The sequence below is a fragment of the Streptomyces argenteolus genome (genome assembly GCF_042902585.1).
Taxonomy (GTDB): Bacteria; Actinomycetota; Actinomycetes; order Streptomycetales; family Streptomycetaceae; genus Streptomyces; species Streptomyces argenteolus.
The window spans coordinates 198,306-222,610 of the sequence record NZ_JBIBEG010000006.1; the positions used below are offsets into that span (position 1 = coordinate 198,306).

Below are 24,305 nucleotides of genomic sequence, written 5' to 3' on the forward strand. Positions count from 1 at the left end.
TTCCCCTCGGGTGTGAGGTGTGGCACGATGCTGGCCACCCCCCGCCCGCCGGACCCGTCCGGCATCGCCTGTCCAGGCCCTCCAGGAACCACAGGAGACATACCGCGTGCAGACCTCCGCGCTCCCGGACCTCGCGCACACGGACGCCAAGCCCGTGCACTGGCTCGCCACGGCCACCGCGATGGCCGCCGTCGTCGCCCTCGCGGGAATGCTCCAGCCGGACGCGGCCACCGCGACGGCCTCGGCGTCCGAGCACCGCGTCACCACGCAGCAGGGCGGCGCCCCGCCCGCGAAGGCACCCGACCCGGCCGACGCCGCCTTCCCGCTCGACTGCGGCGCCTCCGGGCGGACCGTGGCCGACAGCGTCCCCGGAGACCTGGACGGCGACGGCGGGCCCGAGACCGTCGCGGTCGTCCACTGCTCCGCCGGGTCCGGCACCCCGCCCCAGGGCGTCTACGTCCTGACACAGCCGAGCGGGGCCGCACCCCGGGTCGTGGCGACCCTGGTGGACCCCGCTCAGAAGCTGACGGTGACCGATCTCACCGTCCACGACGGCCTGGTCTCGGCGACCCTGCTCGGTTACTCCTCGACCGACGTGCCCCGCTGCTGCCCCGACGAGCGCGAGAGCGCGACCTGGCAGTGGAAGGGCAACGCCTTCATCAGGTCCGCCGGGAGCGCCGCGCGGGCCGCCTGAGCGCTCACTCCGCGTCCGGCCCGAAGACCTCCACGCTGTCCGCGACGCGGCGCACGTGGATGCAGTCGCCCGGGCACTCCTTGGCCGAGTCGACCACGTCCTGGAGCAGCGGCAACGGCACGGGTGTGGTGGCGCCCTTGTCCTGGAGCAGCTCGTCGTCCGCGCTCTTCACGTACGCCAGGCCGTCGATGTCCAGCTCGAACACCTCGGGCGCGTACTGCACGCAGATGCCGTCGCCCGTACAGAGGTCCTGGTCGATCCAGACCTCCAGATCCTGGGTGTCGCTGTCGCCCGGAGCGTCCTGCTGCACGGTCATGTGTCCTGCCGTTCCCTGCGTGTCTGCACCAATTGAAGCCAGCCCTGACGGGTGTTGAACGCTTCGACGATACAACCGGCGGCTTTCCGGTGCCCAAGGGTGGGTATTCCCTTGGCGTGAGGGAGGGCGCAAGGGTGAAGATCGGACAGACTCCCGGGTCTTTGTGATCTAGGGGTTTCAATCATCACCCACCCAGGTAGGGTCAGGAAGCGTCCAGCTCCCCTTGGAGGAGGTGAGGACCGTGGCAGCCCACGACGACGACATCAACCGCGGCATCCGGCCCGGGCGGGGGTCAGAAGACCCAGCCGGCCAGGTTGCCTTTCTCGAGCAGGAAATCGCCGTCCTGCGACGTAAGCTCGCCGACTCTCCGCGTCATACGAGGATTCTCGAAGAGCGGATCGTCGAGTTGCAGACCAACCTGGCAGGCGTGTCCGCACAGAACGAGCGGCTCGCCAACACACTCCGGGAGGCCCGCGACCAGATCGTGGCCCTCAAGGAGGAGGTCGACCGGCTCGCACAGCCACCGGCCGGCTTCGGTGTCTTCCTGCAGGCGAACGAGGACGACACCTGCGACATCTTCACCGGGGGCCGCAAGCTCCGGGTGAACGTCAGCCCCAGCGTCGAGCTGGAAGGCCTCCGGCGAGGCCAGGAAGTCATGCTCAACGAAGCGCTCAACGTGGTCGAGGCCATGGAATTCGAGCGGGCCGGGGACATCGTCACCCTCAAGGAGATCCTCGAGGACGGCGAGCGCGCCCTGGTCATCGGGCACACCGACGAGGAACGGGTGGTGCGGCTCGCCGAGCCCTTGCTGGACATCACCATCCGTCCCGGCGACGCCCTCCTGCTCGAACCCAGGTCCGGCTACGTCTACGAAGTGGTCCCCAAGAGCGAGGTCGAGGAGCTCGTCCTCGAAGAGGTCCCGGACATCGACTACGACAAGATCGGCGGTCTGGGCGACCAGATCGAGCTGATCCGCGACGCGGTCGAGCTCCCGTACCTCCACCCGGACCTCTTCAAGGAGCACGAACTGCGCCCGCCCAAGGGCATCCTGCTCTACGGTCCTCCGGGCTGCGGCAAGACGCTCATCGCCAAGGCGGTCGCCAACTCGCTGGCCAAGAAGGTCGCCGAGGTCACGGGGCAGCCGGCGGGGAAGAGCTACTTCCTCAACATCAAGGGGCCCGAGCTCCTCAACAAGTACGTCGGTGAGACCGAGCGGCACATCCGCCTCGTCTTCCAGCGTGCCCGGGAGAAGGCGAGCGAGGGCACCCCCGTCATCGTCTTCTTCGACGAGATGGAATCCCTCTTCCGCACCCGTGGTTCCGGTGTCAGCTCGGACGTGGAGAACACCATCGTCCCCCAGCTGCTCGCCGAGATCGACGGTGTGGAGGGCCTGGAGAACGTCATCGTCATCGGCGCCTCCAACCGTGAGGACATGATCGACCCCGCGATCCTGCGGCCCGGCCGTCTCGACGTGAAGATCAAGATCGAGCGTCCGGACGCGGAGGCGGCGAAGGACATCTTCGCGAAGTACCTCACGCCCTCGCTGCCGCTGCACGCGGACGACCTGGCCGAGCACACCGGCTCGAAGGAGGCGGCCGCCCACGCGATGATCCAGTCCGTCGTGGAGCGGATGTACACGGAATCCGAGGAGAACCGCTTCCTCGAGGTCACCTACGCGAACGGCGACAAGGAAGTCCTGTACTTCAAGGACTTCAACTCCGGAGCGATGATTCAGAACATCGTCGACCGGGCGAAGAAAATGGCCATCAAGGCATTCCTCGAGCAGGGCCAGAAGGGCCTGCGCGTCTCCCACCTCCTCCAGGCCTGCGTGGACGAGTTCAAGGAGAACGAGGACCTGCCCAACACCACGAACCCGGACGACTGGGCCAGGATTTCCGGAAAGAAGGGCGAGCGGATCGTGTTCATCCGTACGCTCGTCACCGGAAAGCAGGGCGCGGACACCGGTCGCTCCATCGACACGGTGGCAAACACCGGACAGTACCTGTAAAACGCAGACCGGCTGCGGATTCCCGGAAGGGCATCCGCAGCCGGCCGTTTTCCCGGAAGTCGGGCCACACCCGAACAATGACGTAATTGATCTCCCCACCGGCGCAGAGGCGCTCTAGGCTCTGCGGTACCGCCGAGTCGCGCAGCGCGGGTACGGACACCGCACGCGTACCGGACCAGCAGCGGTACGTGAGCGCCGCTCCCGGACGGGAGCGACGCCGGGCAAGGAGGGCCGCATGACCGTACGGCGAGTAATGGGCATCGAGACGGAGTACGGGATCTCCGTCCCCGGTCAACCCAACGCCAATGCCATGCTCACCTCGTCCCAGATCGTCAACGCCTACGCGGCGGCGATGCACCGGGCGCGCCGCGCCCGCTGGGACTTCGAGGAGGAGAATCCGCTGCGCGACGCGCGAGGCTTCGACCTCGCCCGCGAGACCGCGGACTCCAGCCAGCTCACCGACGAGGACATCGGCCTGGCCAATGTCATCCTCACCAACGGTGCGCGGCTGTACGTCGACCACGCGCACCCCGAGTACAGCTCACCCGAGATCACCAACCCGCTGGACGCCGTGCTCTGGGACAAGGCCGGCGAACGGGTGATGGCCGAGGCCGCCGAGCGGGCGGCCGCCATCCCCGGTGCCCAGCCGATCCACCTCTACAAGAACAACACCGACAACAAGGGCGCCTCCTACGGCACGCACGAGAACTACCTGATGAAGCGGGAGACCCCCTTCTCGGACATCGTGCGCCACCTGACCCCGTTCTTCGTCTCCCGCCAGGTCGTCACCGGCGCGGGCCGGGTCGGCATCGGCCAGGACGGCCACGAGCACGGCTTCCAGATCAGCCAGCGGGCCGACTACTTCGAGGTCGAGGTCGGTCTGGAGACCACGCTCAAGCGCCCCATCATCAACACGCGCGACGAACCCCACTCCGACGCGGAGAAGTACCGCAGGCTGCACGTCATCATCGGTGACGCGAACCTCTCCGAGATCTCGACCTATCTGAAGCTCGGCACCACCTCGCTGGTCCTGGCCATGATCGAGGACGGCTTCATCAAGGTCGACCTGGCGGTCGACCAGCCGGTGCGCACCCTGCACCAGGTCTCGCACGACCCGACCCTGAAGCAGCTGGTCACGCTCCGCAGCGGCCGGACACTGACCGCGGTGCAGTTGCAGATGGAGTACTTCGAGCTCGGCCGCAAGTACGTCGAGGAGCGGTACGGGGCCGACGCCGACGAACAGACCAAGGACGTCCTGGCCCGCTGGGAGGACACCCTGAACCGTCTGGAGAACGACCCGATGAGCCTGTCGGGCGAGCTGGACTGGATCGCCAAGCGGGAGGTCATGGAGGGCTACCGGCGCCGTGACGGCCTGGACTGGGACGCCCCCCGCCTGCACCTCGTGGACCTCCAGTACGCCGACGTACGGGCCGAGAAGGGCCTGTACAACCGTCTGGCGGCCCGCGGGAAGATCAAGCGCCTGCTGGACGAGGCCGACGTCGAGCGGGCCCGCACGAAGCCGCCGGAGGACACCAGGGCCTATTTCCGGGGCCGCTGCCTCGAGCAGTACGCGGACGACGTCGCCGCGGCCTCCTGGGACTCGGTGATCTTCGATCTGCCCGACCGTGACTCACTCCAGAGGGTGCCCACGATGGAACCGTTGCGGGGTACACGTAGTCACGTCAAGGACCTCCTGGACCGCTGCCGCACGGCGGAGGAGCTGGTCCGCACGCTCACGGGGGGCTGAAAGGCGCTCCGGCTGGGAATCAATGAGATGACCTCCGGACGTTGAGGAAAGTACCGGGCCAATGTCGGACCCCGTAGGTAGGGTCTGATCAAGTGCTTCGAACCGAGCGGGGTGAGCTACATGGCGACCAAGGACACCGGCGGCGGACAGCAGAAGGCCACACGTTCCACCGAGGAGACCGAGGAGCAGGCGCAGGAAGCGCAGGCGTCCGAGGACCTCGCGGAACGACAGGAGAAGCTCAGCGAGGACGTGGACGACGTCCTGGACGAGATCGACGACGTACTCGAGTCCAATGCCGAGGATTTCGTACGCTCGTTCGTCCAAAAGGGTGGCGAGTAGCAGTCGGCGATCTGACCGCCGGCCGACGGCCCGTCGCCGTCGGCCGGCGCACCCCGCCGGACGCCCTCGTCCGTACGCGGGCATCCCGCGGAGCGCGCTTCCGCACCCCGGATCATGTTGATCACCGTCACGGTGCGGGTAGGGTCCGTGGCGTAGTGCTTCAACTGCAATCCGGCCATCGGCAAGTTGGGGATGATCCTGACTCCTTGCGCAGGGCCATCGCATACCTGGAGGGAAACGCGTGGAAGCCAACACTCGTAGCACCGGGCGTCTACCAGCTGCCTTCCTGACGCCGGGTTCGTCCTCGTTCATGGACTTCCTGTCCGCCCACTCACCCGAGATCCTCCCCGGCAACCGCAGCCTTCCGCCGCTGCAGGGCGCGATCGAGGCGCCGCACGGCACCACCATCGTGGCCGCCTCGTTCCCCGGCGGAGTGGTGCTGGCCGGTGACCGGCGGGCCACCATGGGCAACATGATCGCGCAGCGGGACATCGAGAAGGTGTTCCCGGCCGACGAGTACTCGGCGGTGGGCATCGCCGGCACGGCGGGCCTGGCCGTGGAGATGGTCAAGCTGTTCCAGCTGGAGCTGGAGCACTTCGAGAAGGTCGAGGGCGCCACGCTCTCCCTGGAGGGCAAGGCCAACCGGCTCTCCACGATGATTCGCAGCAATCTGGCGATGGCCATGCAGGGCCTGGCGGTCGTCCCGCTGTTCGCGGGGTACGACCTGGACCGCGAGAAGGGCCGCATCTTCTCGTACGACGTCACGGGCGGGCGCTCCGAGGAGCACGGCTACGCGGCCACCGGTTCCGGCTCGGTGTTCGCCCGTGGATCGATGAAGAAGCTGTACCGCGACGACCTGACGGAGGAGCAGACGCTCACCCTGGTCGTGCAGGCGCTGTACGACGCGGCAGACGACGACTCGGCGACCGGCGGCCCGGACGTGGCCCGCAGGATCTACCCGATCGTCACCGTCATCACCGACGAGGGCTTCCGCAAGCTGAACGACACGGAATCCTCGGAGATCGCGCGCGCGATCCTGGAGCGCCGGCTGGAGCAGCCCGACGGCCCCCGCGCCGCGCTGCTCTGACCGGTCCGATGCTTCTCCGACGCACTCGTCACTGACAGAAAGGGACGGATAGCCGGTGTCGACGCCGTTCTATGTCTCACCCCAGCAGGCGATGGCCGACCGGGCGGAATACGCCCGCAAGGGCATCGCCCGTGGTCGCAGCCTGGTTGTGCTGCAGTACGCCGACGGCATTGTGTTCGTCGGCGAGAACCCGTCCCGCGCGCTGCACAAGTTCAGCGAGATCTACGACCGGATCGGCTTCGCCGCCGCCGGCAAGTACAACGAGTACGAGAACCTCCGGATCGGGGGTGTGCGCTATGCGGATCTGCGTGGCTACACCTACGACCGGGACGACGTGACGGCGCGTGGGCTGGCCAACGTCTACGCCCAGACGCTCGGCACCATCTTCTCCAGCGCGGCCGAGAAGCCGTACGAGGTGGAGCTGGTGGTCGCGGAGGTCGGCGCCGGCCCCGAGGGCGACCAGATCTACCGGCTGCCGCACGACGGCTCGATCGTGGATGAGCACGGCTCGGTCGCGGTCGGCGGTAACGCCGAGCAGATCAGCAGCTTCCTGGACCAGCGCCACCGTGACGGGATGTCGCTCGCCGAGGCGCTGAAGCTTGCGGTGCAGGCGCTGTCCCGCGAGGCCAACGGCAACGAGCGGGAGATTCCCGCCGAGCGGCTGGAGGTCGCGGTCCTGGACCGCACGAGGCCCCAGCAGCGCAAGTTCAAGCGGATCGTCGGACGGCAGCTGACCCGCCTCCTGGAGGCGGACGGTGCGGGAGCCACCCCGACGGACGCTCCGTCCGACACGGAGGAGCCGGAAGGCACCGCGACGCCGGAGACCGGGAGCGGCACCCCGGCGAAGGGCCCCGAGAGCCCCTCCGGGGACGCCGACGGGTCCGCCAAGGAGTAGCAGCCGACCCTCATGGCGGGTGCCCCCGGACGCGCGCCGCGTCTCCGGGGGCACCCGTCATGCGGTCGGCGGGGGCGCGGTCGAGTCGCGTACCACCAGGCGCACAGGCAGGTCGGGATGCTCCGCGGGCCGCCCCTCCAGCACGTCCAGCAGGGCCGTCATGCCCCGTTCGCCGACCTGTTCGGCCGGGAGGCGCACCGTGGTGAGCTCCGGCTCTACCGCCGTGGCGAGCGCCAGGTCGTCGAAACCGGTCACCGAGATGTCGCCGGGGACCCGCAGGCCCCGTCGGCGGACGGCCTTGCACGCGCCGGCGGCCAGGATGTCGTCGTCGCACACGATCGCCGTGGGCGGCGGGCCGGGGGCGGACAGGACGGCCTCCACCGCCTCGCGCCCTGCCCCGACGTCCAGCCGGGCCGTGACCGTGCGAAGGGTGGCGCCCGGCACGTCCCGGACGGCCTCGCGCAGCGCCCGGGCGCGCACCGCGAAGGTCCAGGTCTCCACCGCCGAGGCGAGATGGACGATCCGGCGGTGCCCGAGGCCCAGCAGATGACCGGCCACCTGGTGCATGCCGTGGGCGATGTCGAGATTCACCCGTGCGGCGGCTTCGCCGTCCTCGGGGTCGCTGTCCAGCATCACCAGCGGCAGCCCCGCGCCCCGCAGCGCCCCGAGCGCGCCGGTGGCCATCGACGAGGCGATCACCCCGTCCAGCGCGGCCCGTGCCGAGGCGAACGGGTCCCTGGCGGGGCCCGTGCCGTCGGGGGAGGGGTAGAGGACCACCCCGAAGTCGTGCTCGGCCGCCACGGCGGCGGCGCCGGTGTACACCCGGGCGAAGAACTCGTTGGTCAGCGCGGGGACGACGAGCAGAGCCGTACGGGTGCGGCCCATCCGGAGGCTTCGGGCGGCGAGGTTCGGCCGGTAGCCGAGCTCCCTCGCACTGTCGCGGACCCGGTCGGCGGTCGACGACGACACGCGGCCCCGCCACTTGTCGCCGAGCACCAGCGAGACCGTCGCTTGGGAGACGCCCGCGGCCCGTGCCACGTCACGGCTGGTGGGCCGGGGTGGGGCGGGCTGCTGCGCGCTGCTCACTCGTGCCTCCGTGCGGGCCGGTCGGTTGCGGTGGGATGGACTCGCGGACTGCCCACATGGTACGTATGAACGCTGACGTTATACGTAAAACCCCGAGGTGGTGACGCCGCGGGGGAGAGGGGCGGACATGGCCGCGGGATATCTGGACATCCTCCGGGCGCGGCACGCCGCCCGGCTGCTCGCGGGGACCCTGGTGGGGCGGCTGCCCAACGGCACCGCGCACATCGCCATCGTCCTGTTCACCCGGGCGGAGGGCGGCAGCTACACCCTGGCCGGCGTCCTCGCCGCGGCGTACGGCCTCGCCACCGCCGTGGGCCAGCCCCTGCTGGGCCGGGCCGTGGACCTGTACGGCCAGCCGCGCGTGCAGCTGCCCGCGGCCGTGGTGTCCGCGCTCGGCATGGCCGTGCTCGCCCTGGCCGGACTCGGCTCGCTCCCGGTCGCGTACACCGCGGTCGTCGTGGCCGGCCTGTTCACACCCCCGCTGGAGGGCGGTCTTCGCGCGCTGTGGCCCACGGTCCTCGGCCGTGAGGACCGGGTGCACCGCGCGTACGCCATGGACGCGGTCGCGCAGGAGATCATGTTCACCGTCGGCCCGCTGCTCGTGACCGTCCTGGTGTCGCTCCGATCCCCGGCCGCCGCTCTCCTCGTCATCAACGCCCTCGGGGTGCTGGGTGCCCTGTCCGTCGTCCTGTCCGAGCCCTCCAGGGCCTGGCGCTCCGAGCCCCGTGAGGCGCACTGGCTGGGCGCGCTGCGCTCGCCCGGACTGCTCGCCCTGCTGGGTGCCTTCTTCTTCGTGGGGCTCGCCCTCGGCTCGATCACGGTGGCGGGGGTCGCCTACGCCGACGACCGGGGCCAGGAGTCCGTGTACGGCTGGCTGATGGCCGCACTGGGCTTCGGCGCCCTGATCGGCGGGGTGGTCTACGGGGCGCGCCAGTGGGCCGGGCCTCCCGAGCGCAGGCTCCGGGGCATCGTCGCGCTGCTGGCCCTGGGCTACCTGCCGTTGACGCTGACGCCCGGCGTGCCGGCCATGACCGCGCTCGCGGCAGTGGCCGGTGTCTTCCTCGCCCCCGCCATCGCCTGTTCCTTCATCGTCGTGGACAGGCACGCGCCGCGCGGCACGGTGACCGAGGCGTTCTCCTGGCTCGTGACCACCTTCGGGGTGGGCGCCGCGGCCGGAACGGCGGTGGCCGGACCCGCCGTCGAGCTCGGCGGGACGTCGTGGAGTTTCGCCGTCGCGGGGGCCGGTGGAGTGGCGGCTCTGCTGGTTCTGCTGACCACCGGAAGGGTCCTCGCAGCTCCCGGGCATACGCCCGCGGTCGTGGCCGGTTCGGAAAATGATCGAAACGGTGCTGCCGAACCCGGTTTCAGCTCAGGCCATAAGGCGTAATGTTCAGTCATGGACCGCCGCATTTTCGGGCTGGAGAACGAGTACGGCGTCACGTGCACGTTCAGGGGACAGCGCCGACTGTCACCTGACGAAGTGGCGCGCTACCTCTTCCGCCGTGTTGTGTCATGGGGCCGCAGCAGCAATGTCTTCCTGCGGAACGGCGCCCGCCTGTACCTCGACGTGGGATCGCATCCGGAATACGCAACCCCCGAATGCGACAACGTGACCGAACTGGTCACGCACGACAAGGCAGGCGAGCGCATTCTCGAGGGCCTGCTCGTCGACGCCGAACGCCGCCTGCACGAGGAGGGAATCGCGGGCGACGTCTATCTCTTCAAGAACAACACCGACTCGGCAGGAAACTCCTACGGATGCCACGAGAACTACCTTGTGGCCCGGCACGGGGAATTCTCCCGGCTCGCGGACATCCTCATTCCGTTCCTCGTCACCCGTCAGCTGATCTGTGGCGCGGGCAAGGTGCTCCAGACGCCACGCGGCGCGGTCTACTGCGTCAGTCAGCGGGCCGAGCACATCTGGGAGGGCGTCAGCTCCGCGACGACGCGCTCCCGGCCGATCATCAACACCAGGGACGAACCGCACGCCGACGCGGAGCGCTACCGCCGTCTGCACGTCATCGTCGGTGACTCCAACATGTCCGAGACGACCATGCTCCTGAAGGTCGGCGCCACCGACCTCGTGCTGCGCATGATCGAAGCGGGCACCGTGATGCGTGACCTGACCCTGGAGAACCCGATCCGGGCCATCCGCGAGGTCAGCCACGACATCACCGGACAGCGCAAGGTGCGCCTCGCCAGCGGCCGGGAGGCCTCGGCCATCGAGGTCCAGCGCGAGTACTACGAGAAGGCCGTCGACTTCGTCGAGCGCCGGGGCATCCGGACCGGCACGGTCGACCAGGTCCTCGAGCTGTGGGGCCGCACCCTGGACGCCATCGAGGCGGAGGACCTCGACCGGATCGGCACCGAGATCGACTGGGTCATGAAGTACAAGCTCATCGAGCGGTACCGGGCGAAGCACAACATGACCATGTCGAACCCGAGGGTCGCTCAGATAGACCTCGCCTACCACGACATCCACCGGCGGCGCGGGCTCTACTACCTGCTGGAGCGCAAGGGCCAGGCCGCCCGCATCTGCAACGACCTGAAGATCTTCGAGGGCAAGTCGGTGCCCCCGCAGACGACCAGGGCGCGGCTGCGCGGCGACTTCATCCGCCGGGCCCAGGAGCAGCGACGGGACTTCACCGTCGACTGGGTCCACCTCAAGCTCAACGACCAGGCGCAGCGCACCGTCCTGTGCAAGGACCCCTTCCGTTCCGTCGACGACCGGGTGGAGAAGCTGATCGCGGGCATGTGATCCGGGACGTGCGCGTCCCGCCCCTCGCGCGACCGGGCCCCGTACGTTCCTCGTACGGGGCCCTTCGCTCGGCCTAGAGTGTCGGGGACCATTCACGTGTCGTCTGAGATCTGAGGAACCAGTGCGCCGACTTGCCGGCCTTCTCGTTGTCCCCCTTCTGCTGCTGTCCGCAGTGGCATGCGGCGACGACAAGGCCTCCGACTCCGCCTCGTCCATGAACGGCGTTCCCGCGATCACCGCGGGAGCCGAGTTCGGCGAGAAGCCCACTCTGGCGAAGGGCGAAGGTGATCCCCCCAAGGAACTGAAGACCGAGGTCATCAGTGAGGGTGACGGCGCGAAGCTCAAGAACGGCGACGCGATCCAGGTGAACTACCTCGGGCAGGCGTGGGACTCCACCAAGCCGTTCGACAACAGCTTCGACCGCAAGCAGCCCTTCGACCTGACGCTGGGCGCGGGCATGGTCATCCAGGGCTGGGACAAGGGCCTCGTGGGCCAGAAGGTCGGCAGCCGCGTCCAGCTGGTCATCCCGCCGGACCTCGGTTACGGCGAGCAGGGCCAGGGCGACATCAAGCCCAACGCCACCCTGGTCTTCGTCGTCGACATCGTGAAGGCCACGCAGATCCCCGCTTCCGCCAAGGGCACGGTGGTCGCCCAGGACAACATCGACCTGCCGAAGGTCGGGACGAACACGGACGGCAAGGCACCGACGGTCACGATCCCCAAGACCGACCCGCCGAAGAAGCTGGTCTCCACCTACGTCCTCGAGTCCAAGGGTGAGGTCATCAAGGAGACCGACAGCGTCGTCGTGAACTACGTGGGGCTGCTCTGGAAGGGCAGCAAGGCCTTCGACAGCACCTACCAGGCGGGCAAGACCCAGACCTTCCCGCTGGCCCAGGTGACCCTGAAGGGCCTGAAGAACGGCCTGGTCGGCAAGAAGGTCGGCAGCCGTGTGCTGCTCGTCATCCCGCCGGACCAGGGCTTCGGCTCCGAGGCGCAGCAGACCGTCCCCGCCAACTCCACGCTCGTCTTCGCCGTGGACCTCCTGGCAAAGATGTAAGACTGTCCCGGTTGCACAGTTCATCGTAGGAGGAGCAGTTCAGTGAGCATCGAGAAGCCCGAGATCGACTTCCCGGGTGGCGAGCCGCCGGCCGACCTGGAGATCAAGGACATCTGGGAAGGTGACGGCCCGGTGGCCCAGGCGGGCCAGACCGTCTCCGTCCACTACGTGGGCGTGGCGTTCTCCACCGGCGAGGAATTCGACGCCTCGTGGAACCGCGGCACCCCGCTGCAGTTCCAGCTCGGTGCCGGTCAGGTCATCGCGGGCTGGGACCAGGGCGTCCAGGGTATGAAGGTCGGGGGCCGTCGTCAGCTGACCATCCCCGCGCGCCTCGCCTACGGCGACCGCGGCGCGGGCGGCGGCGCCATCGCCCCGGGCGAGACGCTGATCTTCGTCTGCGACCTCGTCGGCGTCTGATCCGTCCGTCTACCGCAGTCAGGGCCCGTGCCGCAAGGCGCGGGCCCTCGCTTTGGCCCGGACACCCCGGGGCGGTACGGTCGACGGTCAAGGAGCACGTCGAGAAAGGGCGTCGATGGCGATTGCCAAGGCCGAACGGCTGATGAACCTGGCACTGTGTCTGCTGGGTACCCGGCGCCCGCTCAGCAAGCGTGAACTCCGTGGGTCGATCGAGGCCTACCTGGAGGCGGGCTCCGACGAATCCTTCAACCGGATGTTCGAGCGCGACAAGGACGATCTGCGCGAACTCGGCCTGGTCATCGAGACCGTGGAGAACCTGGACGGCGACACCGGCTACCTCGCGCGCCGCGACAGCAACCGGCTGCCCCCCATCACGCTCGACGCCGAGGAGGCCGCGGCCCTCGGGCTGGCCGCCAAGGTCTGGCAGCAGGCCCGGCTCGCCGGGGCCGCCAGCGGTGCCCTGCAGAAGCTGCGGGCCGCGGGCATGCCGGAGGCCGAGGACGCCTACGAGGTCCACAGTGCCCTCGAACCCCGGATCCCGGTCCACGAGGCCGCGTTCGAGCCGCTGATGCTCGCCTGCCGGGACCGCCGCCCGGTCACCTTCGACTACCGCAAGGGCAACGCCGCGCGGCCCGAACAGCGCCAGGTCGAACCCTGGACGCTCGAGTGCTGGCGCGGCCACTGGTACCTGGCCGGCTGGGACCGGGAGCGCGGGGCCGAGCGGGTCTTCAGGCTGTCCCGGATCTCGGGGAAGGTCCGCTCCCGCGCGGGCGCCTTCACGGCGCGGGTCCCCGACGTCGTGACCGTACGGGAGACCGTCGAGAGCTGGGCGGGAGAGACCGCCACCAGGACCGCCCGCATCAGGCTGCGCACCGGCGCCGGCTACCCCCTGCGTTCCCGCGCGATATCGGTACGGGAACTCGGTGACGGCTGGGACGAGCTGGAGATTCCGTACGGACACGGACTGGACGCCTGGCTCGTGGAGTTCGGCGCGGACGTGATCGTGAGCGAGCCCGCGGACCTGCGGGCCGATGTGATGGACCGGCTGCGCGCCGTGGCCAAGGACTGAGGGGGAGACGTACTCGTGGCCACGAACGCGATCGACCAGACCCGGCGGATGCTCTCCCTGGTGACGTATCTGCGCGAGCGCCCCGGCGCACATGTGCAGGACGTGGCCCGGGCCTTCGGTATCACCGAGGACGAGCTGATCTCCGACCTCGACGTCCTGCCCATGTGCGGCACCAGCTTCCGCGGCGGTGACCTGCTGGACATCGACACCGACGGGGACCGGATCTGGTGGCACAACCCGGACGACGTCGCCGAGCCGCTGCGGCTCGCCGCCGACGAGGCGACCGCCCTGCTCGTCGCCGCCCGGGCCGTCGCCACGCTCCCCGGCCTGCGCGAGAGCGACCGGCAGGCACTCGTGCGCGCGACCGCGAAGCTGGAGACGGCGGCGGGGGAGGTCGGGGCCGCCAGTTCGAGGCTCTCGGTCACCTTCGAGTCCGAGGGCGGCGTCTTCGCCGAGGTGGACCGGGCGATCTCCGAGCGGCGCCGGCTCTGGCTGCGCTACTACTCGCCCGCACGCGACGAGCTCACCGAGCGGGAGGTGGACCCGATCCGGCTCTTCGCCGTCGGACACACCTACATGGAGGGCTGGTGCCGGCTCACCGAGGCCCGGCGCACCTTCCGGCTCGACCGGGTGGCCGAGATCAGACTGCTGGACGCCCCCTCCGCCCCGCCCGAGCTGGAGCTGCGTGACCTGTCCGAAGGGCTGGTGCAGCCCGCCGCCGAGGACCCGGAAGTCGTGGTCGAGGTCGGCCCCGGTGGCCGGTGGGTGGCCGAGTACTACCCCCACGACAGCGCGGAGGAACTGCCCGACGGCGGCCTGCGCATCACGCTGCGCACGCCCGACCCCGCCTCCCTGCGCAGGCTCGCCCTGCGGCTGGGCGGCGAAGGACGCATCACCGCCCCCGAGGAGCTGGCCGAGAGCGCCCGGCTGGCGGCGCGTGAGGCACTGGCCGCCTACGACGGCGCGCTCTGAAGGGCGGCTGTCGGTGCACCGAGGAGACAGAGGTCACATGAGTGCGATATCGAGCACCACGACCGGGCCGGCCACGGCCCCGGTGCCCGCCGCCGTACGCTTCCGGGCCGCGTGCCCGGACTGCCGTGAACGGTTCGAGCTCCCGTCGGCCGCACTGCGCCTCGCCATAGGAGCCAGCCGGCGTACGACCTTCTACTCCTTCACCTGCCCCGTGTGCGGGTCCGCGGTCCGCAAGCCGGCCGGGGAACGCATCATCGAGCTCCTGAGCGGCGGCGGAGTGCGCACCCTGCGCCTGCACACCGCTCTGGGGTGACGAGACGACATCGAGGATCCGTCCATGTTCTGGCCCATGCTCGCCATCGCCCTGGGTTTCGCCGGCCTGGCCGTGCTCGGCGTACTGGCCGTCAAGGTCTTCGTCGAGGCACAACGGCTCGCAGGTCAGGTCGCCGAGACCACCCGCCGGATCAACCGGGCGGCCGAGGATCTCGAACGAGCGGCGACGACGCTCGCCGACACCGGTGAGGCCCTGAGATAGCGGGGCGCGCCCTCCAGATTCACTGGTTCGGGGGGTACGCTGCTGGAGCGGCCCAGGCAGGGAGGTGCGGGCCGCAAGCGGGAGTACGCACGGGCATTGCCTCGTGTTCACCCCTGCGGGTTACGATCGCTGCCAGCGCGAAGGTCGGACACGTGTCCGGTCACACGGGTAGCGAGCCCACCCTCCAGACGCCTCAGTGAGAAGGAAGTCGCACATGATCGGCAATCTGAAGCCCCTCGAGATCGTTCTGATCATCGCTGTCATCCTGCTGCTCTTCGGTGCCAAGAAGCTTCCCGACATGGCGCGTTCGCTCGGCAAGTCGGCTCGCATCCTCAAGAGCGAGGCCAAGGCCATGAAGAAGGACGACGCGGAGTCCGCGGCGCCCACCACGGAGACCGTCGCGGACCCGACCCCGCCCGCGGCCACCGCCCGCACGATCCAGGCCGCCCCGGGAGACGTCACCAGCGCCCGCCCGGTCAGCGACGCCAAGCCCACCACCCAGAGCTGACAGCCGACCCGTACCACCGGAAGCTGCCGCACGAGACGAGGGAAGTGGGTTGCTCAAGTCTGCCCGCAAGCAGGAGAAGGACGACGAGGGGCGGATGCCCCTCCTCGATCACCTGCGTGAGCTGCGCAACCGGCTGCTGAAGTCGGTCCTGGCGATCGTCGTCGCCGTGATCGTGGCAGCGTTCTTCCAGAAGGAAATCTTCGAGTTCCTGATGAAGCCGATCCTTGACTCGGTCGGCTGCAAGAACGGCGCCCTGACCATGGTCAACGGCCGGCCGTGTGCGGAGATGACCACCAACGGTCTGCTCTCGCCGTTCACCATCGCGCTGAAGGTGTCCCTGATGGCGGGCGTGCTGGTGGCCACCCCCGTGTGGCTCTACCAGCTGTGGGCGTTCGTCGCCCCCGGCCTGCACAAGCAGGAGAAGCGCTACTCGATGGCCTTCGTCGCGGCGGGGGTCCCCCTCTTCGTCGGCGGCGCCTACCTCGCCTACGCGATCCTGCCGCAGACCGCCGAGATCATGCTCGGCTTCACGCCCGACAACGTGAAGAACCTGCTGCCGCTCGACGACTTCCTGGACCTGATCACCCGCATGGTGATCGTCTTCGGGCTGGCCTTCGAACTGCCGCTGCTGCTCATCCTGCTCAACATGACCGGTGTCCTGACCGGTGCCCGCATGCTGCGCTGGTGGCGCGGGATGCTTGTCGGTCTCACCGCCTTCGCGGCCATCGCGACGCCCGGCGGCGAGCCCATCTCGATGCTGCTGCTCGCCGGTCCGCTGGCGGTCCTCTACTTCATCGCGGTCGGTATCTCCCTCCTCAACGACAAGCGCAGGCAGCGGGCGAACCCCGACGCCGAGCTCGACGACGACGAGGCCTCGCGGCTGGACCTGACTCCCGAGGCCGTCGGCGCGGTCGAGCCGGTGTCCTCCCGGCCCGCCCTGCCCGAGCAGTCCGACGGTGGCCGTTCCCACCGGCTCAACGGTTACGACGACATCACCTGAGCTTGTAGGGTCCGGCGGGTGACCAGCGAGATCACCCTCTTCGTCAATCCCACCGCGGGAAGCGGCCGGGGCGCGCGTGCCGCGCAGCCGGCCGCTTCCGCGTTGCGGGACGCCGGCTTCTCCGTACGGACGGTCCTCGGTGAGGACGCCGACGACGCCCTGAGGCGGGCGCGGGAAGCCGTGGCCGGCGGGACCGGAGCCCTCATAGCCGTGGGCGGGGACGGCATGATGTCCCTCGCCCTGCAGGCCGTGGCGGGGACGTCGACGCCGCTCGGCGCCGTGGCCGTGGGCACCGGGAACGACTTCGCCCGAGCCCTGGGCCTGCCGGTCAGGGACCCGTCGGCCGCCGGGCGGCTGGCCGCAGAGGCGCTCAAGGCCGGGGCGCTGCGCCCGATCGACCTGGGCCGGGCCGGGGAGCGCTGGTTCGGCTCCGTCCTGGCATCGGGCTTCGACTCCCGGGTCAACGACCGGGGCAACCGGATGCGCTGGATCGGCGGGCGCTTCAAGTACGACCTGGCGATCCTCGCCGAACTGGCCGCCTTCCGCCCGATCCCTTACCGCGTACGGCTGGACGGCGGCCCGGTGCGCGAGATCGAGGCGGCACTGATCGCGGTGGGCAACGGCACCACCTACGGCGGCGGCATGCGGATCTGTGCGGACGCGGTCATGGACGACGGGCTCTTCGACGTGACCGTGGTCGGGGACTGCAGCCGGACCACGCTGCTCAAGGTGTTCCCGAAGGTCTACCGGGGCACCCACCTCGCCCACCCCGCGGTGACCGTGCACCGCGTCTCCTCGATCGAACTGGCAGCCGCCGGGATCACGGCCTACGCGGACGGCGAACCGCTGGGCGCGCTGCCGCTCACCGCCACCTGCGTACCCGGTGCCGTCAGGGTCCTCGCGCCCTGAGGGGACGGGGCCCATGCACCGTGAAACAAAGATCGGGCTGACTGTCATACGAGGCGGGTAGGCTCGTATCAAGATGACAGAGGACCTCTCACCAGCTGAGCGATACCAGGCGTCCCGGGTCCGTGCGGCCGAGCAGGCCACAGCACTCGGGCCCTTCCGCGAGATGTACGAATTCGGGCTGGACCCGTTCCAGACCGAGGCCTGCCAGGCCCTGGAGGCGGGCAAGGGGGTGCTGGTCGCCGCTCCCACCGGGTCGGGCAAGACGATCGTCGGTGAGTTCGCCGTGCACCTGGCCCTGTTGCAGGGGCGCAAGTGCTTCTACACCACGCCGATCAAGGCCCTGTCCAACCAGAAGTTCACCGATCTCGTGCGGCGCTACGGCGCGGACAAGGTCGGTCTGCTGACCGGTGACAACAGCGTCAACGCGGACGCCCCGGTGGTCGTCATGACCACCGAGGTCCTGCGCAACATGCTGTACGCGGGCTCCCAGGCGCTCACCGGCCTCGGCTACGTGGTGATGGACGAGGTGCACTACCTCTCCGACCGCTTCAGGGGCGCGGTGTGGGAGGAAGTGATCATCCACCTGCCGGAGTCGGTGACCCTGGTGTCCCTGTCGGCGACGGTGTCGAACGCCGAGGAGTTCGGCGACTGGCTGGACACCGTCCGCGGAGACACCCAGGTGATCGTCTCCGAGCACCGGCCCGTGCCGCTGTGGCAGCACGTCATGGCCGGGCGGCGGATGTACGACCTCTTCGAGGAGGAGACCGACCACGGCGGCCGGGGTACAGGCCGCCGTGAGGTCAGCCCCGACCTCGTCCGCCTCGCCCGGATGGAGAACCAGCGCGGGTACAACCCGCGTGACCGCCGGCGCGGGAAGATGGTCCGCGAGGCGGACCGTGAGCGCGAGCGCCGCCAGCGCAGCCGCATCTGGACCCCCTCCCGGCCGGAGGTCATCGACCGCCTCGACGCCGAGGGGCTGCTGCCGGCCATCACGTTCATCTTCAGCCGGGCCGCGTGCGAAGCCGCCGTGCAGCAGTGCCTCCAGGCCGGGCTCCGGCTGAACGACGAGGACAAGCGCCGGCTGGTGCGGGAGATCGTCGAGGAGCGGACCGCGTCGATTCCGCCCGAGGACCTCCACGTCCTCGGCTACTACGAGTGGCTCGAAGGCCTGGAGCGGGGCATCGCCGCGCACCACGCCGGAATGCTGCCGACCTTCAAGGAGGTCGTGGAGGAGCTGTTCGTCCGGGGCCTGGTCAAGGCGGTCTTCGCGACCGAGACGCTGGCGCTCGGCATCAACATGCCGGCCCGTTCCGTGGTGCTGGAGAAGCTCGTCAAGTGGAACGGCGAGCAGCACGCCGACATCACCCCGGGCGAGTACACCCAGCTGACCGGCCGGGCGGGCCGCCGGGGCATCGACGTGGAGGGACACGCGGTCGTCCTGTGGCAGCGGGGCATGGACCCCGGCGCGCTCGCCGGGCTCGCGGGCACCCGTACGTATCCACTGCGTTCCAGCTTCCGGCCGTCGTACAACATGGCCGTGAATCTGGTGCAGCAGTTCGGGCGGCACCGTTCGCGTGAGCTGCTCGAGACCTCGTTCGCGCAGTTCCAGGCGGACCGCTCCGTCGTGGGGATCTCCCGGCAGGTGCAGCGCAACGAGGAGGGCCTCGCGGGCTACAAGGAGGGCATGACCTGCCACCTCGGGGACTTCGAGGAGTACGCCCGCCTGCGCCGCGACCTCAAGGACCGCGAGACCGAGCTGGCGAAGCAGGGCGCGGCCCAGCGCAGGGCGGCGGCGGCGTCCTCCCTGGAGAAGCTGAAGCCCGGTGACGTCATCCACGTCCCCACCGGCAAGTTCGCGGGACTCGCGCTGGTCCTCGACCCGGGGCTGCCCGCCGGGCGGACCAACGGCCATCGCGGCCTGGAGTACCACGACGGGCCGAGGCCCCTGGTGCTCACCGCCGAGCGGCAGGTCAAGCGGCTGGCCCAGATCGACTTCCCGGTGCCGGTCGAGGCGCTGGAGAGGATGCGGGTGCCCAAGTCCTTCAACCCGCGCTCGCCGCAGTCCCGCCGGGACCTGGCCTCGGCGCTGCGCAGCAAGGCCGGCCACATCGACCCGGGCCGCCACCGCAAGCAGCGGGCCGCGGCGGCGGACGACCGGGAGATCGCCCGGCTGCGCACGGAGCTGCGGGCCCACCCCTGCCACGGCTGCGACGAGCGTGAGGACCACGCCCGCTGGGCGGAGCGCTACCACCGGCTGCAGCGTGACACCCGGCAGCTGGAGCACCGCATCGAGGGGCGGACGAACACCATCGCCCGGACCTTCGACCGCATCGTCGCGCTCCTGACCGAGCTGGACTACCTGCGCGGCAACGAGGTCACCGACAACGGCCGGCGGCTGGCACGGCTCTACGGAGAGCTCGACCTGCTGGCCAGCGAGTGCCTGCGCGAACGCGTCTGGGAAGGGCTCAACCCGGCCGAGCTCGCGGCGTGCGTCTCGGCGCTGGTCTACGAGGCCCGCCAGGCGGACGACGCGGTGGCGCCCAAACTGCCCTCCGGCCCGGCGAAGGCGGCGATGGGCGAGATGGTCCGTATCTGGGGCCGGCTCGACGCCGTCGAGGAGGACTTCAAGATCAGCCAGACGGAAGGGGTCGGCCAGCGGGAACCCGACCTCGGCTTCGCCTGGGCGGTCTACATGTGGGCCTCCGGCCGGACACTGGACGAGGTGCTCCGCGAGGCGGAGATGCCCGCGGGTGACTTCGTGCGGTGGTGCAAGCAGGTCATCGACGTGCTCGGCCAGATCGCCGCAGCCGCGCCCCGGGAGGGGAGTTCGGTCGCGAAGAACGCCCACAAGGCCGTCGACGCGGTCCTGCGGGGCGTGGTGGCGTACAGCTCCGTGGGCTGAGGTCCGAGCGGTGAGGTGAGCGCGCCCCGGGGGAGCGGGACGCCATCGGCGGACGAGTGGCCACAGGCAGAACATGGACGCCTGTGGCCACTTCCGTGCGCCCTCCCGTCAGGTCTTCCTGCTGTTCTTCATCGAGAGTCCCGCACAGGCGGCCCCCAGCACGATCGCCAGACCACCGACGATGACGTTGTTGAGGATGACGCCCGTGTCAGGGCTCTGGCCCACGACCCATGTCGACACGATGAGCCACGCCCCCAGGGCGACGATGGCCATGCTCATGCCGGTCATCCGCTCCGGCATGGCGGTGAAGCAGAGGGCCAGCACGGCGATGGCGATCCCGATGACGAGGTTGTGCGTCACCAGGGAAGGCTGGCTCGCGGTGAAGTGCAGCACCCACGGCGAGACGGCGCAGTACAGGCCGAGCAGGAACACCGGTGCGTCCGCCATGGCAGTGGTCCGGCCACCGCTCATCACACGGTCGTGGCGTGCCCGCATTTCTTCGGCATCAGGATGGCCGGAGATGTCCCTTCCGGTGTGCGAGATGTTACTCATGAGGATGGTCTCCTTCGCACTTGCTGGAGCGACCGCGCTGAGGATCACGGTCATCAGCTCTCCTGACCAGTGTGCTCTTATATGTCCCTTATGTGTAGTTTTCCGGGTGGTCGGATTCTGCGGATCCCTCCAGCCGGAGAGCCAGCGTCACCAGGTCGTCCGCCCGCAGGACTCGGTCCCCGTATCCCGGCAGCGGTACGTGCAGAGGGCGCGTCCAGCGCTCCGGGACCGCGTCGATCCCGTACACCGCTCCGGCCAGTCCGCCCGTGACCGCCGCCACCGTGTCGGTGTCCCCGCCCACGTCGACCGCGGCGGCCAGGGCGGACTCGAAACCGGTGGTGGTGCGCAGCGCCCAGACCGCGGTGCCCAGACACGGCCAGACCGCCCCGTTGAACTCCGTGGCGTCGTCCGGATGCCAGTCCGGCACGAGGACGGCCGACCAGCGGGCCCGGTGGTCCTCGTGGACGGAGGCCAGCGCCTCGCCCACGGCGGCGAGCGGATCGCCGCCCTCCAGCGCCACGCGCACCAGTTCGTGGAAGAGCGCGGTGCCTTCCCAGGCCGCCCGGTCCCCGTGCGTCAGGGCCGCGATCCGGCGCGCAGCGTCCATCGTCGCCGCCCGTCCCGCGCGGGCGAAGTACACCGCCGACGTGGTGGCACGCATCAGTGAACCGTTCCCGGCGGCACGCGTGTTGACCTGGAAGTGCAGCGCTGCCGCGAGGTCCCAGGGATCGCCGCCGGTGAGGACGTCCTCGGTCTGCAGGCCGATGTCCTTCGGCTCGGAGGCCGCCCACCGCCTGAACCGGCCGAAGATGTCCGGGAGGTCCAGTCCGCCGTTCTCCAGCAGCGACTCCCCGACCAGGACGGCCATCTGCGTGTCGTCCGTCGCCTCGCCCGGGTCCCAGCCGCCGCCTCCGCACATCGCCCCCGCCCCGTCCGGGAACCGGGCGCCGTACGCACCGGGGGCGCCGAACTCGAAGGGCGCGCCGAGCGCGTCGCCCACCGCGGAGCCGACCACCGCACCCACGGCACGAGCCCCGCGGTCCGGCCCGCTCCGGTCGGGGCGGAGGGCGCGGTCCTCGGGGCTCGTCGGTGTCATTCCGTCAGCTTAGTGACGGCACGACGGGTCAGGCGGCCGGCATCAGGACGGTGTCGACGATGTAGACCGTGGCGTTGGAGGTCGGGACGTTGCCGCAGACGACCTTGGAGGAGTCGTTCACGGTGTACTGCTCGCCCGAACCCGCCGTCGTCAGCTCGGTCTTGGCCAGGGTGTCGAACGAGCCCTTCTCCAGCTGCGCCGGCGTCAGCCGCTCGCCGACCACGTGCGCGGTGAGCACCTTGGTGAGCTCGGCCTTGTTCGCGAGCAGCTTGTCCAGGTCGGCCTTCGGGATCTTGGCGAAGGCGTCGTTGGTGGGGGCGAACACGGTGATGTTCTCGGCGCTGTTCAGGGTGTCGACGAGGCCGGCCTGCTTGACGGCCGTCACCAGCGTGGACAGCGCCGGGTTGTTCGACGCGGCCGTGGCGACCGGGTCCTGCGCCATGCCCTCGAACGAGCCGGCGCCCTCCTTCGGGACCGAGGCACAGCCGGGGCCGAAGGGCTTGCTCATGGCAGCGGCGCTTTCGGGCGCCTCGGCAGGCGCGCTCGACGCGGCCTTGTCCGCACCGGCGCCGGACGAGGAGGTGCCGGAGTCGTCGGAGCAGGCGGTCAGCGCGAAGGGCAGCAGGGCCGCGGCGGAGACGGTGACGGCGACGCGACGAAGGTGACGGGTGTTCATGAGGTGCTCCTGAATTGATCGTTGTCGAGAGAGAGAAGGAAAGGAGAGGTCCGGTGGAGGCCGCGGTGGTCAGGTCACGTCGACCACCACCGAGTGCCATCCGGTCGCACCGTCGGGGACGGTGCCGACCCGCTCGTCGGTCTGTGTCGCGCCGGTGCGGTCCGTCGCGCGGACCTCGAGGGTGTGGTGGCCGGTCGTGGCGGGCCACTCCCACACCCACTGGCGCCAGGTGTCACGTCCGGTCTCCGCCGCCAGCCGCGCGGTGTGCCACGCGCCGCCGTCGACCCGGACCTCCACCCGGGCGATGCCCCGGTGCTGGGCCCAGGCGACACCGGCGACCGGGACGGTCCCCGCTCGCGGTGCGGCGAAGGGGCGGGGCGTGTCGATGCGTGACTGCGTCTTGATCGGTGCCTCGCGGGACCAGTCGCGCTCGACCCAGTAGGCGTCGTACGCGTCGAACGTCGTGAGCTCGATGTCCTCGATCCACTTGCACGCCGAGACGTAGCCGTACAGGCCGGGGACGACCATCCGGACGGGGAAGCCGTGGTCGAACGGCAGGGGTTCGCCGTTCATGCCGACCGCGAGCAGGGCGTCCCGGCCGTCCATGACGTCCTCGACCGGGGTGCCGATCGTCATCCCGTCCACGGAGCGCGACACGATCTGGTCGGCCGGTCCCCCCTTCGACGGGGGCTTCACCCCGGCCTCGCGCAGCAGATCGGCCAGACGCACGCCGATCCACCGCGCGGTGCCGACGTACGGACCGCCCACCTGGTTGGACACGCAGGTCAGCGTGATGTCGCGCTCGACGAGCTCGCGCCCCAGGAGGTCCTGGAAGGTGAGGGTGACGGGTCGCGCCACCCCCTTCCCGTGGATCCGCAGCCGCCATCTGGCGGCGTCGACGCGCGGGACCACCAGAGCGGTGTCCACCCGGTAGAAGTCCTTGTTCGGTGTGGTGAACGAGCTCAGGCCACGGATCTCCAGATCGGCCCCGCCCGGTGTCGCCGGGGCGGGTGAGGCAGGCGCGGGGAGCACGAGGTCACCCCGCGAGGCGGAGACCCCGGCCAGCCGGGACTCCTGGAGCCGTCGCCCCAGGAGCCCCGCCCCGGCCGAGGCCGCCGCCGCCGCGGTCGCCGCGAGGACGAATCCGCGGCGGTCGAAGGCGCCCTGGTCCCCGTCGCCGCCCGTCTCCCCAGCCGCGGGAGGCGGGACGGTGACGGGCGCCAGCCGTCCGGCCAGGAGATACAGCACCCCTGCGGCCGCCAGCGCGCCCACGACCGAAGGCAGTACGTCGGCCGGGCGGCCCTCGGGCCGCCCGGCCGCGGACACTGCCCCGACCACACCGAAGACCAGGACGGCTGCAGCGCCTGCCCACCGGTGCCGCAGCGCGAGGATCCCCACCGCCATGGCGAAGACCGCCAGGAGGACGAGGATCCCGAGCTGCAGGACCAGCTTGTCGGCGGTGCCGAAATTCCGTACTGCGAAGTCCTTCACGGCCGGGGGAGTGCGGTCGATGACCGCCCCGCCCACGGCCGTGACCGGACCCGCCTCGGGACGCACGGCAGCCGCGACCAGTTCGGCGACGCACAGGGCGGTGAACCCGGAGATCAGACCGCTGAGCGCGGCGCACGAGGCGCGCGCCCAGCGGGATCGCCGGGAACGGACGGCCCCTTGCTTCTGCGCAA

Annotated in this window: 24 protein-coding genes and 1 pseudogene; 19 read left to right on the forward strand and 6 right to left on the reverse strand. The window is 70.1% G+C overall.

From position 1 onward, the window contains the following. Window positions 1-106: 106 nt before the first annotated feature. The gene (locus tag ACFY8O_RS22165) at window positions 107-694 is read left to right on the forward strand and encodes a hypothetical protein (RefSeq protein ID WP_387904904.1); all 588 of its coding nucleotides are present in this window, start codon (window positions 107-109) and stop codon (window positions 692-694) included. 4 nt (window positions 695-698) lie between these two features. Here the strand turns inward: ACFY8O_RS22165 and ACFY8O_RS22170 are convergent, their stop codons facing one another. Further along, entirely contained in the window at window positions 699-1,010 is a 312-nt protein-coding gene (locus ACFY8O_RS22170) for a ferredoxin (protein WP_145806547.1), read from the reverse strand. A 241-nt stretch (window positions 1,011-1,251) separates the two neighbouring features. Between ACFY8O_RS22170 and arc the strand changes: the two genes are divergently transcribed. The 6 genes and pseudogenes from arc to prcA all read left to right on the forward strand — a co-directional run bounded on the left by arc (window position 1,252) and on the right by prcA (window position 7,086). Beyond that, window positions 1,252-3,018 carry a proteasome ATPase gene (gene arc, locus ACFY8O_RS22175; RefSeq protein WP_145806545.1) on the forward strand — a complete coding sequence of 589 codons (1,767 nt, stop codon included), beginning with the start codon at window positions 1,252-1,254 and terminating at the stop codon, window positions 3,016-3,018. Between the two features lie 235 nt (window positions 3,019-3,253). Next, window positions 3,254-4,765 (forward strand): depupylase/deamidase Dop, encoded by a 1,512-nt coding sequence (gene dop, locus ACFY8O_RS22180; RefSeq protein ID WP_387904907.1) that lies wholly within the window; start codon window positions 3,254-3,256, stop codon window positions 4,763-4,765. Between the two features lie 120 nt (window positions 4,766-4,885). Then, window positions 4,886-5,104 carry a ubiquitin-like protein Pup gene (locus ACFY8O_RS22185; RefSeq protein ID WP_033304546.1) on the forward strand — a complete coding sequence of 73 codons (219 nt, stop codon included), beginning with the start codon at window positions 4,886-4,888 and terminating at the stop codon, window positions 5,102-5,104. A gap of 113 nt (window positions 5,105-5,217) precedes the next feature. After that, a pseudogene (locus ACFY8O_RS22190) lies at window positions 5,218-5,394 on the forward strand (endonuclease domain-containing protein); the annotation flags it as partial. Beyond that, a complete protein-coding gene (gene prcB, locus ACFY8O_RS22195) occupies window positions 5,346-6,191 on the forward strand; it encodes a proteasome subunit beta (protein WP_145806539.1) in 846 nt (281 codons plus the stop codon). The pseudogene ACFY8O_RS22190 and the gene prcB, both read left to right, overlap by 49 nt. A 55-nt stretch (window positions 6,192-6,246) precedes the next feature. After that, a complete protein-coding gene (prcA, locus tag ACFY8O_RS22200; protein WP_387904912.1) occupies window positions 6,247-7,086 on the forward strand; it encodes a proteasome subunit alpha in 840 nt (279 codons plus the stop codon). 57 nt (window positions 7,087-7,143) lie between these two features. Here prcA and ACFY8O_RS22205 read toward each other — a convergent pair whose 3' ends face one another. Then, window positions 7,144-8,172: a LacI family DNA-binding transcriptional regulator gene (locus ACFY8O_RS22205; RefSeq protein ID WP_145806535.1), complete on the reverse strand. Its 1,029-nt coding sequence runs from the start codon at window positions 8,170-8,172 to the stop codon at window positions 7,144-7,146. A gap of 127 nt (window positions 8,173-8,299) precedes the next feature. Here ACFY8O_RS22205 and ACFY8O_RS22210 point away from each other — a divergent pair, with 127 nt between their 5' ends. From ACFY8O_RS22210 to ACFY8O_RS22265, 12 genes are all read left to right on the forward strand, one after another. Then, window positions 8,300-9,559 carry an MFS transporter gene (locus ACFY8O_RS22210; RefSeq protein ID WP_387904915.1) on the forward strand — a complete coding sequence of 420 codons (1,260 nt, stop codon included), beginning with the start codon at window positions 8,300-8,302 and terminating at the stop codon, window positions 9,557-9,559. A 9-nt stretch (window positions 9,560-9,568) separates the two neighbouring features. Then, window positions 9,569-10,930: a Pup--protein ligase gene (gene pafA / locus ACFY8O_RS22215; RefSeq protein ID WP_145806531.1), complete on the forward strand. Its 1,362-nt coding sequence runs from the start codon at window positions 9,569-9,571 to the stop codon at window positions 10,928-10,930. Between the two features lie 121 nt (window positions 10,931-11,051). Continuing rightward, window positions 11,052-11,987 (forward strand): FKBP-type peptidyl-prolyl cis-trans isomerase, encoded by a 936-nt coding sequence (locus ACFY8O_RS22220; protein WP_387904919.1) that lies wholly within the window; start codon window positions 11,052-11,054, stop codon window positions 11,985-11,987. Between the two features lie 42 nt (window positions 11,988-12,029). Next, complete coding sequence (locus ACFY8O_RS22225) at window positions 12,030-12,404, forward strand: FKBP-type peptidyl-prolyl cis-trans isomerase (RefSeq protein ID WP_145806528.1); 375 nt, start codon at window positions 12,030-12,032, stop codon at window positions 12,402-12,404. A gap of 115 nt (window positions 12,405-12,519) precedes the next feature. Beyond that, complete coding sequence (locus tag ACFY8O_RS22230) at window positions 12,520-13,473, forward strand: helix-turn-helix transcriptional regulator (RefSeq protein WP_145806526.1); 954 nt, start codon at window positions 12,520-12,522, stop codon at window positions 13,471-13,473. 15 nt (window positions 13,474-13,488) lie between these two features. Next, window positions 13,489-14,445 (forward strand): helix-turn-helix transcriptional regulator, encoded by a 957-nt coding sequence (locus ACFY8O_RS22235; RefSeq protein ID WP_145806524.1) that lies wholly within the window; start codon window positions 13,489-13,491, stop codon window positions 14,443-14,445. Between the two features lie 37 nt (window positions 14,446-14,482). Beyond that, window positions 14,483-14,758, forward strand: coding sequence for a hypothetical protein (locus ACFY8O_RS22240; RefSeq protein ID WP_145806522.1), 276 nt, complete (start codon window positions 14,483-14,485; stop codon window positions 14,756-14,758). A gap of 24 nt (window positions 14,759-14,782) precedes the next feature. Continuing rightward, a complete protein-coding gene (locus ACFY8O_RS22245) occupies window positions 14,783-14,980 on the forward strand; it encodes a hypothetical protein (RefSeq protein WP_145806520.1) in 198 nt (65 codons plus the stop codon). 214 nt (window positions 14,981-15,194) lie between these two features. Beyond that, on the forward strand, window positions 15,195-15,488 hold the full coding sequence (tatA, locus tag ACFY8O_RS22250; RefSeq protein ID WP_145806518.1) for a Sec-independent protein translocase subunit TatA: 294 nt from the start codon (window positions 15,195-15,197) through the stop codon (window positions 15,486-15,488). A gap of 49 nt (window positions 15,489-15,537) precedes the next feature. Continuing rightward, on the forward strand, window positions 15,538-16,488 hold the full coding sequence (tatC, locus tag ACFY8O_RS22255; RefSeq protein WP_387904924.1) for a twin-arginine translocase subunit TatC: 951 nt from the start codon (window positions 15,538-15,540) through the stop codon (window positions 16,486-16,488). 18 nt (window positions 16,489-16,506) lie between these two features. Further along, complete coding sequence (locus tag ACFY8O_RS22260; protein ID WP_387904927.1) at window positions 16,507-17,397, forward strand: diacylglycerol kinase; 891 nt, start codon at window positions 16,507-16,509, stop codon at window positions 17,395-17,397. 73 nt (window positions 17,398-17,470) lie between these two features. Then, complete coding sequence (locus ACFY8O_RS22265; protein ID WP_387904930.1) at window positions 17,471-20,299, forward strand: DEAD/DEAH box helicase; 2,829 nt, start codon at window positions 17,471-17,473, stop codon at window positions 20,297-20,299. Window positions 20,300-20,407: 108 nt separating this feature from the next. Here the strand turns inward: ACFY8O_RS22265 and ACFY8O_RS22270 are convergent, their stop codons facing one another. The 4 genes from ACFY8O_RS22270 to ACFY8O_RS22285 all read right to left on the reverse strand — a co-directional run bounded on the left by ACFY8O_RS22270 (window position 20,408) and on the right by ACFY8O_RS22285 (window position 24,231). After that, window positions 20,408-20,851, reverse strand: a complete 444-nt coding sequence (locus tag ACFY8O_RS22270) for an SPW repeat protein (protein ID WP_145806871.1) — start codon at window positions 20,849-20,851, stop codon at window positions 20,408-20,410. A gap of 88 nt (window positions 20,852-20,939) precedes the next feature. Beyond that, complete coding sequence (locus tag ACFY8O_RS22275; RefSeq protein WP_387904932.1) at window positions 20,940-21,947, reverse strand: ADP-ribosylglycohydrolase family protein; 1,008 nt, start codon at window positions 21,945-21,947, stop codon at window positions 20,940-20,942. Window positions 21,948-21,975: 28 nt separating this feature from the next. Then, window positions 21,976-22,623: a fasciclin domain-containing protein gene (locus ACFY8O_RS22280; RefSeq protein ID WP_387904935.1), complete on the reverse strand. Its 648-nt coding sequence runs from the start codon at window positions 22,621-22,623 to the stop codon at window positions 21,976-21,978. 69 nt (window positions 22,624-22,692) lie between these two features. After that, complete coding sequence (locus tag ACFY8O_RS22285; protein WP_387905378.1) at window positions 22,693-24,231, reverse strand: molybdopterin-dependent oxidoreductase; 1,539 nt, start codon at window positions 24,229-24,231, stop codon at window positions 22,693-22,695. Window positions 24,232-24,305: the final 74 nt, after the last annotated feature.